This is a genomic window from Deltaproteobacteria bacterium (assembly GCA_029860075.1).
Classification (GTDB): Bacteria; Desulfobacterota; JADFVX01; order JADFVX01; family JADFVX01; genus JAOUBX01.
This window is the reverse complement of record JAOUBX010000012.1, coordinates 26,064-40,140: the sequence shown is the minus strand read 5'-3', so window position 1 is coordinate 40,140 and position 14,077 is coordinate 26,064. Positions and strand designations below refer to the sequence as shown.

Annotated in this window: 13 protein-coding genes; 2 read left to right on the top strand and 11 right to left on the bottom strand. The window is 43.2% G+C overall.

What is annotated here, in order from left to right; genetic code table 11:
• Positions 1–23: 23 nt before the first annotated feature.
• Positions 24–425, bottom strand: coding sequence for a response regulator (locus OEV42_05720; protein MDH3973760.1), 402 nt, complete (start codon positions 423–425; stop codon positions 24–26).
• 182 nt (positions 426–607) lie between these two features.
• A complete protein-coding gene (locus OEV42_05715) occupies positions 608–970 on the bottom strand; it encodes a hypothetical protein (protein ID MDH3973759.1) in 363 nt (120 codons plus the stop codon).
• Positions 971–1,729: 759 nt separating this feature from the next.
• Between OEV42_05715 and OEV42_05710 the strand changes: the two genes are divergently transcribed.
• The gene (locus OEV42_05710; protein MDH3973758.1) at positions 1,730–2,599 is read left to right on the top strand and encodes a L,D-transpeptidase family protein; all 870 of its coding nucleotides are present in this window, start codon (positions 1,730–1,732) and stop codon (positions 2,597–2,599) included.
• Between the two features lie 307 nt (positions 2,600–2,906).
• On the opposite strand, the gene OEV42_05705 is transcribed toward OEV42_05710, so the two are convergent.
• A complete protein-coding gene (locus tag OEV42_05705) occupies positions 2,907–3,113 on the bottom strand; it encodes an RNA-binding S4 domain-containing protein (GenBank protein ID MDH3973757.1) in 207 nt (68 codons plus the stop codon).
• A 294-nt stretch (positions 3,114–3,407) separates the two neighbouring features.
• Between OEV42_05705 and OEV42_05700 the strand changes: the two genes are divergently transcribed.
• Positions 3,408–4,349 (top strand): tetratricopeptide repeat protein, encoded by a 942-nt coding sequence (locus tag OEV42_05700; protein ID MDH3973756.1) that lies wholly within the window; start codon positions 3,408–3,410, stop codon positions 4,347–4,349.
• Positions 4,350–4,708: 359 nt separating this feature from the next.
• Here the strand turns inward: OEV42_05700 and OEV42_05695 are convergent, their stop codons facing one another.
• The 8 genes from OEV42_05695 to OEV42_05660 form a co-directional block, all read right to left on the bottom strand.
• Positions 4,709–6,811, bottom strand: a complete 2,103-nt coding sequence (locus OEV42_05695; GenBank protein MDH3973755.1) for a hypothetical protein — start codon at positions 6,809–6,811, stop codon at positions 4,709–4,711.
• Positions 6,812–6,814: 3 nt separating this feature from the next.
• Positions 6,815–8,002, bottom strand: a complete 1,188-nt coding sequence (locus tag OEV42_05690; GenBank protein ID MDH3973754.1) for a hypothetical protein — start codon at positions 8,000–8,002, stop codon at positions 6,815–6,817.
• A 52-nt stretch (positions 8,003–8,054) separates the two neighbouring features.
• Positions 8,055–8,555: a biopolymer transporter ExbD gene (locus OEV42_05685; GenBank protein ID MDH3973753.1), complete on the bottom strand. Its 501-nt coding sequence runs from the start codon at positions 8,553–8,555 to the stop codon at positions 8,055–8,057.
• Complete coding sequence (locus OEV42_05680) at positions 8,552–9,871, bottom strand: MotA/TolQ/ExbB proton channel family protein (GenBank protein ID MDH3973752.1); 1,320 nt, start codon at positions 9,869–9,871, stop codon at positions 8,552–8,554. Before OEV42_05680 ends, OEV42_05685 begins: the two co-directional genes overlap by 4 nt.
• A gap of 63 nt (positions 9,872–9,934) precedes the next feature.
• Entirely contained in the window at positions 9,935–10,624 is a 690-nt protein-coding gene (locus tag OEV42_05675) for a MotA/TolQ/ExbB proton channel family protein (protein MDH3973751.1), read from the bottom strand.
• Between the two features lie 11 nt (positions 10,625–10,635).
• A complete protein-coding gene (locus OEV42_05670) occupies positions 10,636–11,232 on the bottom strand; it encodes a hypothetical protein (GenBank protein MDH3973750.1) in 597 nt (198 codons plus the stop codon).
• Between the two features lie 551 nt (positions 11,233–11,783).
• Positions 11,784–12,224, bottom strand: a complete 441-nt coding sequence (locus tag OEV42_05665; GenBank protein MDH3973749.1) for a V-type ATP synthase subunit K — start codon at positions 12,222–12,224, stop codon at positions 11,784–11,786.
• A 1-nt stretch (position 12,225) separates the two neighbouring features.
• Positions 12,226–14,070: a hypothetical protein gene (locus OEV42_05660; GenBank protein MDH3973748.1), complete on the bottom strand. Its 1,845-nt coding sequence runs from the start codon at positions 14,068–14,070 to the stop codon at positions 12,226–12,228.
• Between the last annotated feature and the right edge of the window lie 7 nt (positions 14,071–14,077).

The window sequence follows — 14,077 nt, the reverse complement described above, 5'->3', positions numbered from 1 at the left end:
CCAAAACAAGCGTAAGGGGATAATCAACTTACCCTTTTTCCCTTTTGAATTAAACGGACGGCCTTTTCATAAAACTGGTTTATGTGATAAGGTTTTGGCAGATAATCATCAAAAAGTTCCGGCTCCTTAAACACTGCATTCTTTAACTCAAAATGATCGGAAGAGGTAAGCAGAATGGATACATTTGTATCATGCAGTGATTTGATGGCCCTGCATTTATCAAAGTTCTCCATTCCCGCCGTATGAAGATGTAAAAGAATAAGGTCGGGATTTTCTTCCTTCCATATTTCCATCATTTCATCAGCATTGATAGCCAGCAGAGGATGGGCGCCCCACATGGTACAAAATTTTGAAATAACCTCATTGAGAGGACTGCAATCATCTACAATGAGCACTTTTTTGCCTATTAATATTTTTCTTTCCATCTTCATCTTTGTGGCACCAAGTATACGATTTCTCTTTCAAAAAGTCTAAACATTTTACAGATCATTCAACTTTTTTCAACAACAAATTCATTGCACGCTTTCAGAGGGAAACAGTTTTCAGGAGGGAAGGATGATTTTACTTCCTGAAGGTGATGGAGCGACGGTATTTGCGGTAATAGACCTTAGTCCTTTAGAGTATCTTCCATACCCTTTTCCAGCGCCATGGATCTTTTAATATAGAGACCAAGTAAAAACTGGATTAAAACAATGGTGGCAAGGGAAGCGGCAAATTCGGACCATGACATCCGCAATTGCCCCTGCTGTAAAACAAACATAAAGGCAATTGATAAAAGAGACCAGAAGATAAAGGAATAGAGTACCCACCCTTTTTTTGTCCAGAGGGCAAATGAAAGTGTAAAACCGCCAAGAATATAACAAAGCGCCATACCCTGAATAAGCAAAGATGACGGTTCAAGCTGCGGGAACCGGGAAAAGGCGCCTGCGGCAAGGTATGCAAAAACAAATGACAAAAACTTAAAACCCATAAAGTCTTACCTGCATTTTCGGAAAAATATCAATCCATTTTTACCTTTTATACCATAATGAAGCATGTCCTATAAAGAGTATCTATAAAAAAATGAGATTGTTTATTTATTATTCACAGGAATGGGATCCCTAAAATCAACTGCCCGCCGAAAATAAAGAACGATAAGCAGGTTGACAGACGGCCGCTTTATCTCCATCAACGGGGGAAAAGACAAGTGCCGGGGATTCAGTCACAAACAATTTCATAAATAAAGAGCTGAAAAACATCATAAGTTTAATGAAAAATATTCAATTTCTGTTATTCTTTCCATTATAAGAATACGCTAACCATTGAGGGAAAGATAGAAGGTTTTCTTTTTAAATTTTTTTAGCAACAGCGGGATAAACTTAATTAGTGTCCATCGGTCAACTATGGTGGATCAAACTTTGTTTTCAATTTGGAAAGGAGGGATTTTTTGCAAGGTCAAGCAAATCTGAAGATTGACGCAGAGATTGCGAAAAAGCACCCTTGACCGATGAAAACTAATTAAAGAGTGAAAAAACTTTTCTTCAGAACAAAAGGTATGGCATTTAATTTATTTTACACGCTATTTAACGAGCCACCTCACCGCAGGCAGCGGGCTATGAATGCACAAGGGAGGTTCCCCGCTTCCCCCCATAAAGGGCGGGAAATGTACAGGCCGGGGATTCAATTACTAATTTTTATCACCATAAATATACTGTTTGTTAATACATGTTTTGCTGACAAGGCATCCTTCTTGATCCATAGAATCAATGATGAATCAGCACCTCCCCTCATAGGTGAAACCATCAATCTTATTTATGCCGGGAGTAAATCTCTGTCGGAAATTGCCAGGGTCTATGATGTTGGTCATATTGAAATTAGAGAAGCCAATCCCCGGATTGACGCAAACAGACCTGTTTCAGGAGAAGAGATCATTATACCGACTTCATGGATATTGCCTGTTGTTATGGATGAAGGGATATTAATTAATCTGGCTGAACTGAGACTCTATTTTTTTGAGCCGGCAAATTACGACAGCACTCAAATAAGAACATTTCCCATAGGAATAGGCCGTTCCGGATATGAAACACCAACAGGCAACTTCAGGGTGACTGAAAAGCTTAAAGATCCCATATGGTTTCCACCGAAGACTTCGAGAAAATTTTTCCCCTATCTCCCAATGGCAGTTCCACCGGGCGCCAGGAATCCACTTGGCCGCTACTGGATTCAATTGGACCTTGAAGGTTACGGTATTCATGGCACAAATAAAGCCGCCAGCATAGGCAAAAAGGTAAGCCTCGGCTGTATAAGACTTTCCAGGGAAAATATTAAATGGCTATTCCATAAGGCCTACCGGGGAATGCCTGTTAAAATTGTAAACATTCCTGTCAAATTCGGCTATTTTAAAAACAGGCTTTATATGGAAGTGCATAAAAATGGATTGTCCCATGAAACAATTTGGGAAAAAGCCCGTCAACTGGCCAGGGAAGAAGGGATTGACACGCCGGAGGGGGAGTTCTTTCGCAAGATTATTGATGAAGGGCTTGGAATCCCTGTCCCGTTGTCAAAAGAAAAATCAGCGCCCAAAGAAGATCATAATAATGCTAAAAAACAAAATTTATAGATAAAGAGGGAACTTACAAACTTTTTACACAAAATCTGTGGATAAGTTGTCTGTTTTTTTTTATTTTAACTTCCAAGCTACCATCAAACCGCCACTCAGAGCAGATTGCCTATTTTTTAAGCACACCGATATAAATAAAATTACGCTAATATTTCAACAGGTTAGACATGGCAGAGGCATCAAAAGAGAGGAACGTCTCTTATTATATTATTTAAGCTCTCACTTGGCACCATGATATCCACAGGCGAACGTTCAAACTGTGGATAAACGCTCTATCTACAGTCATATCTTTTTTTTTATCAATTTATCAGACAATATGAACTGAGTATTGTTGGAAAGTAACTATCTGTCCCTTCTTAATTTTACGTCCTTTTCTCAGTTCCACCTGTCCGTCAACCTTGACCAGACCATCAGAAACAGCCAGTTTTGCCATCCCCCCCGTATCGCACCAGGCAGCCGCTTTAAGGAGTTTAACCAATTCGATATATTCTCCATGTATTTTGAATTCATCCATATTTTATTATCATCTTTCCTTCACTGTTGTCCGATTAGGCAATTGCAGCAGTGTGTCATTTCGAGTAAAAGGAGGAATACTTGTTTCGAAGGTAGTGAGAGATCGTTAAGATTTCTCCTCGTATCTTGAACAATAAGAATTTTTTCGAACGCTTTAATAATACACTACTTCCAAACAAATAGAATAAAAGTTTTCTTGCAGGGAATCAGGCTTTTCCATATAATCCCTTGAAGATTTCTTCATTTTATGATATCCATGTTCTTTTTAAAAACGTCAATAAAATACGGGACTCATATGACAAATCAAATTATTAGCAAAAGGCTCTTCATTGCCTGTTCTCTCTGCCTGCTTACTGTGCTTTATACGGCAGGGTGCGGCACAACAACGGCCGGCAGTAAAGAGGAGATGATTCAAAATCTGAATAAAAAAATCAAGAAACTGTCAAAAGCTATTAAAAAAAAGCCGGGGAATCTTAAAGCCTATCAGGAACGAAGTGACGCCTATATTCAACTGGAAAAATACGCTGCTGCCGAGAAGGACCTGACCAGGGCCATAGAAATAAACCCCAAAGACCCCGACCTGTATTATAAAAGAGCCCTCACTTATACGGAGTTAAAAAAACACAGAAAAGCCGTTAATGATTATACAAAGTATCTCGATTTCAGGATTGATAATCCCGTCATATACTATAATCGGGGAAACGCCTACCTGGAAATGGATAAATATAAAGAAGCCATTGCGGATTATGATACGGCTTTATATATGAAGCCCGTATATTACGGCGCCTATGTAAACAGGGGAATCGCCCATGATGAATTAAAAGACCATTTTAAGGCAATTCTCGATTACAGCAGGGCAATAGAGATTGATCCCGATAAAATAGCGGCCTATTCAAACAGAGGTTTTAGCTATTATCAAAGAGGCAGGTACGGCAATGCCATAGAAGATTATTCCAAAGCAATAGAACTCGATTCTGATGACCCTGAACTCTATATGAACCGCGCACACTCCTATTATAAAAAAGGTATGAAGAATCAAGCGCTCGCTGACTTTAATAAAGTCATCGCCCTTGACAGAAAAAATGCTGACGCCTATTACTACAAGGCTTTTCTTTTTACCGATATTCTAAAAGAGTATAAAATTGAAGATGCGCTTAATGCCTTTCTCACCCATGCAAAATCCGGTGACCCGCGAATCAGAGCGGTAAAAAGCAAACTCTCCCAAATTAAGAAATAGTTTGTGCTCATCTCCGACAGATAATCCCGAAACAGGCGAAAGATGTACTTTTTTGTCTTTTCGGGCTGCGCTCCACGCCAATAGCGAGCATGAGCGCAAAGACCAGCCTCCCCATTTATCCCGATACACGGGGGAAATGGACCGGACGGGGATTCAGGGAAAGGGAACCTGGCATAAAGAGAGAATGCAAGCGATTGCTTTGGCAACACTCTCAAAAAATCCTGACTTTACATTGCAACTTAAGCAATCACCCGGCTCATTACTGTCAAATCCGGGGCTTGCGCAAGAAAGCAGGATCGGAAAAGGATTTGTTTCACCATAAAAAAAGGGATGACTTGGCTTAGTCATCCCCTTTTCATTTATTTTACTTCCTTCCTGTATTTCTTTGCCATTTCCTGTTGAAGGCTCCAGCTCTCCCTGTAAGCTCTCAACAGTACCATATGACGCAGTTCCTTCTCATCCTTCTCATGGTAAAAACTCCTGAAAAGAGCATGATACTCATTTTCAGGGTTTCTAAAGAGCGCTTTTTTGAGCTTGCTGTAATCACATGAATTAAGCAGCGCAATAACAGGCTTGGCTTTATCCATCATGTCTTTTGGCAAGCTTCTTTCCAATGCCTTTTTAAGCGTGAGCCCCTTGTTTAGTTCAAGGGAGATTTCATCCATAAGCTGATTAATCTTTTTTGCGCCATCACTTTGCAGGATAAGTTTAATCAACTGGGCCAGTAATATGGTATCCTCAATAAGTCTTTTCCTGGAAGACCCTCCTGTCTGCAAGCCTATAATAGACGGAGCAGACCTCATCGTCTCAGGAACAAGATACTTTAGACTGTTAACTTCATTAATAAAGGGAAGCTTATTCTTTGTCTGCCACCTTTTAATCGTTTCGGACTCGGGAATTCTCTCGGCAATAGGCCATACGTTTGAAATATATTTATTCAATGTTCCATCCTGAGATACCTGCATGGTGAGATTGAGGACACCAATCACATCAAAAGGATAGATCTCGATAGCCTGGAGTTGTCTGATAAAAGCCATATTATACTCAAGCACATCGCCCGTATAATTTGCCTTCATCCGGTGAAGCTCAGCCAGTTCGGAAGCAAAGTAGGATGCATAAAAATACGCATTGTCAGGAACGATAGGTGTATGCCCGTTCTGCGTAAACTCCTCAAAAAAATCAAGATAATCAAACATGGGTTGTGAAGCCAGATCTATAAAATGAATTTTTTCCTGCCCCTTCTTTACATTATTGATGCTACGCCTGTAGTATCTTGCAATGAGTATGTCAAGCTGTAAAGAATTAAGCCAGATTGAGTGCATGGCATCAATATAGTGGTCCCTGGCAGCAAAACCTTCTACCTGCCAGCCACCATTATGTATAAGATCTTCATTCGACATTTCCAGGAAAAGTGTTCTTGCGCTTGCTGTAAGCGACAAGGAATAATCGGGAATCTCTCTGAAAAACTCATGAGAAACATTCTTTCTGCCCCGAACCATATCGTTCAAGACCTTTGTCATAGACTCCATCAGTCTCGACAGTATGGCAGCCTGTCCCTTCCTCGTATCAGCCCACTTTAGCGCATACTGGAAATAATTTTCAGCCTCCTGGAAGCGCTTCTTTGCCGCCGCCGGTGACTTTGACGCTTCGAAATCGAGCCACCTTGTTTCACCTTCGAGAAGGGCCATGGCATAATTGACATTAAAATTATCCGATGTGAGACCATACATGCGGTTCCAGACGCTTTCAGCCAGCTGGTAATAACCTTTGTCCTTTTCAAGGCGATCCTTCATTGACCAGATAATAACGCCCAGAGGGTGCAAATCGGCCAGCTTTTCTTCTACAATGCCATGATTAAGGATTAAAAAAACCATATTTTCATAGAGATAAGGAAGGCTTGTATTAAAGCCGGTAATGCCGATATTAGTGCCCAGCATGGATTGGGCTTTTTCCAGTTCCATAATAACATCATTCCAGATTCTAAATACATGGTGTGTAAAGGCAAGTGACTCTCTCTTTACCAGGTTCTGATGTGCGAGAATAAAATTATGCCAGAATATGATTCTTGGTGTTTTTCTTTTCCCGGCCAATACGGAAATCTTTTTTTCAGCCTTATGGAGATGTTCCTTTTTTCCGCTTTTCAGGTAGAGGATGAGATGGGCTACTGCAACACGCCTAAAGGTATCAGGCGGAAGAAACTTCATATCTCCGGAAGTTCCGACAGCGTTCCTGCCCCCGATTTGTGATTCCAATATGGCCACATATTGAGAAAGGCTCTGGCCATACCTCTTGCCTTCACCCTTTATAAGGTCTTCCAGCTCATCACCGGGAAGCAAGGTAAATCTGTAGCCTACATCGAGAAAGGCATCCCAATGCCGGGAGGGTTCACCCTTTGCAGCAAATGATGTGCCCGTAAAGAGCATTGAGAGCAATAGCAGATTTAGGACAAACTTTAATTTCATGAATCACCTCTTATTTTTATTGATAAGGCACTGGAGCGCCCTGTTAAGGGCCTCACACCGGTTGTATCTTCTTTTTCCCGAGCTGACAAACCTCACTTCAAGGGTCGAAAACATTTCCCTGCCGAGATAAGCGTAACTTCCCCACTTATCACTGCAGGTAGCGGCATCGCCAACATGGGTTACAATCTTCTTCTTGAGCATTTTTTCTTCATTGGGATCAACGCATGCTTCAAGATTCTGGATATTTGCCCTCTCGGGAAGAGAAGCCATTTTACCCTCTTTTTTCAAAATGGCGCCCTTTTCTTTCATTGCAATAGAAGCGCTCTCTTTTTCCCTTGAAGCACGCCTTTTGTAACTTTCTCTTCCGTATCTTTTTTTCACAAGCACTTTTGTCTGAGGCGCTTTTTTTGCCAGAACAACTTTCCTGTCATTCATATCAGCAACAAGCGATCCGGTACCGGAATCTTTCGAAGCGCCCCTTTTGGATTTATACCGTTTAACCGTTCTTGTATCTATCTGAGGCTCCTTACTCTGCAAGGTACTTGTCTCGTCTTCTTCGTAATCGAGTCCCCCGCTGCCCCTGTTTCCGCCACTGCCGTACCTGCTGGATCTTGAAACGTCAATATGAGGCCCCTGGTCAGCAAGATTAAAACCCTTATCAAGATCAGGGTCCAGCCCTATTTCATCGGAGTCCTGCCTTTCACCATAGCGCTTGCTTTTTTTATCGAGAATATCAGGAAGATCGGGCAATGTTTCGATCTTTATTTCTTTTTCCAATTCGGCAATTTCGATCTTTTCCTTGCGGATCTCATATTTTTTTACTTTTCTTTCTATAACTTTTGGAATTTCTATTTTTATTTCTTCCTTTTGTTTCTCTACCTCAGGTTCTTCTTTTTTCAATTCTGGAACTTGAGCCGTTTTTTTAAGCGCCTCTGAAGGAGGTTTTACCTCTTTCTTCATTTTTTTTCTTTTTTCTATCTCAAATGCATCAAGAACCAGTTTTGCATACCTGTTTTGTATCTTTACGATATGTTTCTTGTCAACAGCCGGCGGTTTACGTAAAGACATGATAAATGTCAGTCCGCCAACGAGGAACAGGGTAAAGAGGAGCACAACAACAAAGGGCTTGTCAGGCTTGCCGAAAGCCCTGTCACGAAACTCATTAGGAAAAGGTCCTGACGGAAAGGCCAATTTATCACTGTTTTTCAGAGGTAAACCTCCTTATAGACGAAAAAAAGATCCATTATTCCTCCCTGTAAACAAGGAGCTTCATAACAGGGTAGCCTGCTTTTGTGCACGTATACATAACGCGAGTCAGCAGATTATAAGGGATACCCTTATCACCATGAATAGTTATCTCACCTGAAAAGCTGCTTTCTACTTTTTCAGATACCGCTTTAGCCTCTTTGGCATGAAGAACCAGCGTATTGTATAATGATTTGATGAGACCCTTTGATTCATCTTTTACCGTTTTTTCATAATCCACACTATTAAGAACCACCTCATCCTCAACCAGTATCTTGTCTGCCAGGATCTTGACGGACAAAGACTCCCTGGCCGGACTTTCTATGGTTGATGTGGGCAAGGTAAGGCCGGCAGCCGGCGTTACGAGCTGGCCCTGAGTTGAAAAAACTTTAAGCAAAAAGACAAGAATAATAATAAATATATCCATCATGGATGTAATGTTCAATTTTGCATTGTGGTCCCCCTGAGACCCCATTTTTCTTCTGCGTCCGCGTTTCATTGCCCTGGTGTCACACTCCCTGCAAATGATATGGATGGAAAGAGCGGTATTTTTCCGCTTTTCGCCTGAACTTCCCGCGCCGAATCCATAACAGAAATAATTGTCTGGTAAGGGACATCCTTTTCAGCCGATATTTTTACCTGGTCCCGGTCCTCAAGAAAACCTTTCAGGCTTTCACTGCCGGCAACCTTTGCAAAAAGAACATATGACTCATCGAGGGGCGCATCTTCATCGACATCATATTCCACCGCGGCAAGAGACAGGAGAGTCAACCTTTTAATTTCAGCGAGCTTTTTCTGAAGAACCTTAAAATCATACCTGCCGTCCGCCATGGGAATATCGGGAAGGGAATGTTCACTGCCATCTCCCCCTTCATTAACGGCCCCTTCATCCTTGAAATAGTGTGAAAGATAAAATCCCTCTTTCCCTATCTTCAGCTTAAGACCGAGATAGATGCTCTCCTTTTCATCTTTCTCTTCAGTCTTGGGCTGTTCCTGTTTTTTATTGTCCGGAACATGAAGCTCTATGGCGCCCACCTTGACAAATTCGGCAGAAGAAAGAAGAAGGGGAATAAGAATGACAATGAGGCTCATCATGGGACCGATATTCGGTTCATGATCGATATCCTCACTGATTCTTTTGCTGGAAAACTTATAATTCTTTACGGCCGTTACTCCGGGAGAAAGTACGCGTAAAAGATGAAGAGCATAACGATCAAGCTCAACTGTTTTTCTGTCAACCCAGTTTCTGAAGATAAAGAAAGAAAGAAGACAGGGGATACTGATGGTAAGGCCAACGAGGGTTGTGTTCATGGCTGTCGACACACCGGCCGCAAGGAGAGAGCTTTTTTCAACGGCTGCAACACCGGGATTGCTAATCGCTGAAAAAGCGATAATTAGCCCCCATATGGTACCCATAAGCCCTATCATGGTAGAGAGGTTGCTGATAACAAAGATGAGGTTTAACCTGCGGTCCATAGAGGGAATAACCTTAAGGAACTCCTCTTCCATAGCGCTTTTGACAAGGTGAGGAAAGCGAAGGGACTGTCTGATAGCGGCGCCTGCAATTCCTGCAAGCGCTCTCTCTCCGCCCAGGTCACAAATTTTGAGAGCCTGATCATGCTTTTGTTCATCAATAAGATGACAAACTTCATCAATAAAGGCCAGGGCATTAACGTCGGTCAGCTTCTTGATCCTCAACCATCTCTCAACATTAATCACTACGGCAATAAAAGCAACAAGAGCGAGGCCCCACATAAAGACAAAGCTCTCCTGCCCCGGTTTAAATCCACTTAGCAGTTCATTAATAAAATACATTTCATATTTTTCCGAAGGTCAGATTAGCGGTATGCTATTGGCGGGCCTTTCCCCTGCAAAGGATTAAACCCGGCTTGAATCGTCATAATTTTTTTCAACTCTTTTTTCCTGGCTTATGAGCAGGGCATTGGAAAGCTTCAGCGTATAAAGATCAATTTCATCAACTATCATCTGGGTTTTGGATTTCAAATAAGCATACATGCCGATTGACGGGATGGCGACAAGCAGGCCCATAAAAGTGGTGCTCATGGCCGCGGCAATTCCCGACGCAAGCAGTGTCGATTTTTCTACGGCATCGATACCGGGCTTACCTACGGCGGAAAAAGAAAGAATAAGGCCGTAAATGGTTCCCATAAGGCCGATCAAGGTTGCAATATTACCTATCGTCGCCAGGAAAGTCGTTCTCTTTTCAAGGTGAGGAATGACTTTTAGCATCGATTCATCAACCACATTCTGCACCTGATCACTTCCTGACGGAGAGCTTGCCAGCACATTTTCCAGGACCTGGAAAACAGCTTTTTTACTTGCCCCGGCGCAAAGGGCAAGACCGCCTTTCATATCGCCGCCGGCCACCACGGAAATCACATTATCTAATTGTGAAGCGCTCCTTTTCCCTGACTTTAAGGTGAGAAAGGCCAACCTTTCAATAACAATAGCCATGGCAACAATACCGCTTAAAAGCAGTATCCACATAAAAACATACCCTGACTCAGATGAATTAAATGCGTGAAAAAATCGATAACTAAATTCCATTTTTTATACCTCTAAAGAATCATCCCTCTTAAATTTTTTACAGCATCACCAATGGTTTTATATTTCTCTCCAAAGGGCCTTATGGCTATACTCAAAAATTCCGTGCCGTGGACCCGTTTCATATCCGTCAATATTTCCTGATACTTGTCGTACTTCTCTGCTTCAAAATAAGCATAGGCCTTATAAAACCTCAAGGTAACGACAAGGTTAAAGGTTTCATCATTATAATTAAGATTATCTTCTATTAAAGGATCGACATTTTTATCAATGTAATTATCCGTCTCTTCAAGCAGCAAAAGACGCTGACTGTCCTCATGATGTTCACTGACAAGGTACTTGAGCATTACCCTGTATGCATCGAGGTCCTTGATCGTTTTTTCAAGCAGCTTTTTGTTCCTGAAAACCTCAATGGCAGATAACTTCCTGAGAGGTTCAATCCCTTTTCTTGCATTTCCGGCAGACGCAGGAACTGAAGAGCCGGCCTTAAGCTCCTTTTTCACCTTTTGGGCTGGCGCAGCAGCAGCGATGACCGGGGAGATAAACATAAGAAGGGAGAAAAGGACGGCTAAAGCGCCGGGTCCGCCGGAAGATAGACATTTATTTGACATAGCATTTCCTTTATTCAAACAGTGATAGTAACAAGACAGTAAAACCTTCATATATTATAACTTTATTCCCTTCCAGTCTACCCCTTTTTTTTGACATATTCTTTCATTATCCGGGAGATTGGAAGCCGGAAAAAGCCTCTTAATTTTTCGGAAGGACATTCCGGGAGAGGGGAAGCGAGTGAAAAAAGACTGCCATCAGGACAAAGACCCGCCCATAATCTCGCCACACAACCTCAGTTGAAGCTGGAAGCGGCGGCAGTTCATGGTTTACAGCACAAGCGCCCCTGCAAGCTGCCGGTATGGCCCGGATTTTTCGAGCCTTTAGGCGCTTCCTGCGGCTTTTTAGAGCATCTTTGAATATGCGTTCTCTTTTACTTAGTGTCCATCCGGAAACTATAATAAATGAAACTTTGTTTTCAATTCGGAAATGAGGGATTTTTTGCAAGGTCAAGGAAATCAAGGGTTTCGCCGAGTTGTACTACTGTACATGGCACAAGCAAAGCCGAAGATTGACGTAGAGATTGCGAAAAAGCACCCTTGACCGATGAAAACTACTTAAGGGCCGTCATGAGAAATACCATAACGAAGAGGGCCACTGTCTCAATAATACCGATAACCATGATGTAGTTTCCGAACCCTTTTTCCGATTCGGACAGCGCATCGGAAGCAAGTGCCCCGGCCTTACCCTGTAACCAGGCTGAAGCTCCCATGGCAAGACCACCAAAGAGGCCTGCACTGAACTTGACATCTGCTGCCGTCCCCCCGGCGCCCATAAGGGCATTCATAAGGATCATGCCGTAAATGGTTTGCGAAAGAGGCGCTCCGGCAAAAGCAACCATGATGAATGGGGCCGTCCTGTTTGCAAGGAAGCACTTTTTCCATGCACCAAGTGCCGCCATTCCTGCCGCGCTTGTGCCGAGGACAGAGCCCAGCGCCGGAAGACAAAGGGCCATAACAAAACCGGTATCACCTAATATATCGACAATATTCACATCACACCTCCATTAACGCTTTCGAAAGCAATTCCTGCTCCTTCTCTTTCGGGGAACGACCAAAGGGTTTATAAGGAATGCCCGACCATTCTATATTCATATGTCCCGAATATTCGAGGATATTTAATCTTATACCGTGAACAATAACGGACATGGCAATTAAAAGCATATTGACTCCGTGACCGAAAATAAGAATGAGCGCAGCAATGAAGATAGATATTACATCATGAAAACCCCTCTCAAGCGCCATTGCGTTAAAAGCCGCCGCCACCTCTTTCGACGCCATCCCTACGGCGAAAAGCCTTAAGTAGGAAACTATATTGGATAGCCCGCCCACACCGTCAAGGGCCGTCAGGGGAAGTGATTTCAGGCCCTTCAGGGTTCCCTTTAAAAAACCGCCCCGTCCCTGCATGCCGAAAAGAATGATCATGGCAAAGCCTGACAATACGAAAATCATGGACATGGGAAGAGAAGCACTTTTGAGTATGAGCCCTTTCACAAGAAAATAAATGCCTGTCAGCATGATCACCCATCCGCTTTCACCCCATACCCTTAGAGAGGGATAGGAGAGGAGGGCCTTCCAGATATGTGCAACGGAGAGATGGAGGAGGGCGATAAAGAAACATAATTCCATCACTACAGAGTCGGCGGCGGCATGGAAGGAATCAAGGCCCGGTATAATCAGGCCTTCAAGCAAAGGCAATGCCGCCCCTGATACACCGAACCAGTTACCCGTTACAGCGCCCCAAACCAGTGTCGACAGGGAAAGGAGATAAGAAAGCTTCTGCAAATGACCGGAGAAAGACGCGTTAAAGCGCTGAAGCGCAAAGGTGGCAACAAGCAGTAACAGACCATAACCTGCATCACCGACAATCATGGCAAAAAAGAGGGAAAAGAAGATAAGGAAGACGGCATTGGTATCATACTCAAAGTAGCCCGGTGTTATGCCCATAAAAGACATGACCGGCTGAAAAAGCGCCGATAACCTGGAATGCCTGATAAGTGTGGGCACATCATCTTCCTCTCCCGGTTCCTCGACAACAATGCCCCAACGCTCTTGGGAGGCCAGTTTTTTCAACACTTCAAGACGGCAAGCGGGGACAAAACCTTTAACATAGGCAATGCCGTCCTCTTCCCCCATTCCCCGGCGCACCTTCTCAAATTCAAGCTTATCCCTAAAAGCCTCCAATATTTCCATCAATAGCGGCAATGCGCCTGCAAGTCCCTTCAACGCTTCATTAACAGCTAAAAGTCTCTCCTTATTTTCATCAATCAATTGCCCTATCTCTTTGAAAGAACGATGAGGCGCCTCTACCTTACTGAAAGGAATTTGCGGTCTTTCACCTTTAGAGAAAACCACCACAAAGCACCTGCCGCCGATCCGATTGATAACATGCCCGTTTAAGCCGGCCGGCAACTTTTCAAGGGCCTCTTGAGGGCATGAAAAAAGCGTCACATCGATGCCGGCCTTTTCAAGGGCCTCTATGTCAGCGTGATTGAAATCCCCCCAGCGGACAACCCTCTCGTATTCACTTTCAAGTTTCTCCAAATCCCTCGCCACTTCACAGGCCGCTTCATCAAGGTCAATAATCCGTCCCGTCAGGACTTGCGCTTCTTCGATGGTAAAACTCTTTCTCCCTTCCCCTTCCCCTTCCCCTTCCCCTGCCCCCGCCTTTTGGAGAATAGCTATCGCCTTTTCAAGGGTTTTCATTTTATTTTCAATGGTTGCAATATGCTCGCTTGCGGGAGTAAGGGGGCAACTTAAATGCAGCGCGCCTGCCTCCCTGAGAAGGGCAGTCGCTTCATAAGACCAGCGCGGCCTCATGAGAAAGGTTATTTTTTTCATGGCAACA

What these genes read in the sequence shown, in the direction of transcription:
- OEV42_05720 (MDH3973760.1), bottom strand. Translation starts at nt 425, where the DNA reads ATGGAAAGAAAAATATTAATAGGCAAAAAAGTGCTCATTGTAGATGAT.
- OEV42_05715 (MDH3973759.1), bottom strand. Translation starts at nt 970, where the DNA reads ATGGGTTTTAAGTTTTTGTCATTTGTTTTTGCATACCTTGCCGCAGGC.
- OEV42_05705 (MDH3973757.1), bottom strand. Translation starts at nt 3,113, where the DNA reads ATGGATGAATTCAAAATACATGGAGAATATATCGAATTGGTTAAACTC.
- OEV42_05700 (MDH3973756.1), top strand. Translation starts at nt 3,408, where the DNA reads ATGACAAATCAAATTATTAGCAAAAGGCTCTTCATTGCCTGTTCTCTC.
- OEV42_05695 (MDH3973755.1), bottom strand. Translation starts at nt 6,811, where the DNA reads ATGAAATTAAAGTTTGTCCTAAATCTGCTATTGCTCTCAATGCTCTTT.
- OEV42_05685 (MDH3973753.1), bottom strand. Translation starts at nt 8,555, where the DNA reads ATGAAACGCGGACGCAGAAGAAAAATGGGGTCTCAGGGGGACCACAAT.
- OEV42_05680 (MDH3973752.1), bottom strand. Translation starts at nt 9,871, where the DNA reads ATGTATTTTATTAATGAACTGCTAAGTGGATTTAAACCGGGGCAGGAG.
- OEV42_05675 (MDH3973751.1), bottom strand. Translation starts at nt 10,624, where the DNA reads ATGGAATTTAGTTATCGATTTTTTCACGCATTTAATTCATCTGAGTCA.
- OEV42_05670 (MDH3973750.1), bottom strand. Translation starts at nt 11,232, where the DNA reads ATGTCAAATAAATGTCTATCTTCCGGCGGACCCGGCGCTTTAGCCGTC.
- OEV42_05660 (MDH3973748.1), bottom strand. Translation starts at nt 14,070, where the DNA reads ATGAAAAAAATAACCTTTCTCATGAGGCCGCGCTGGTCTTATGAAGCG.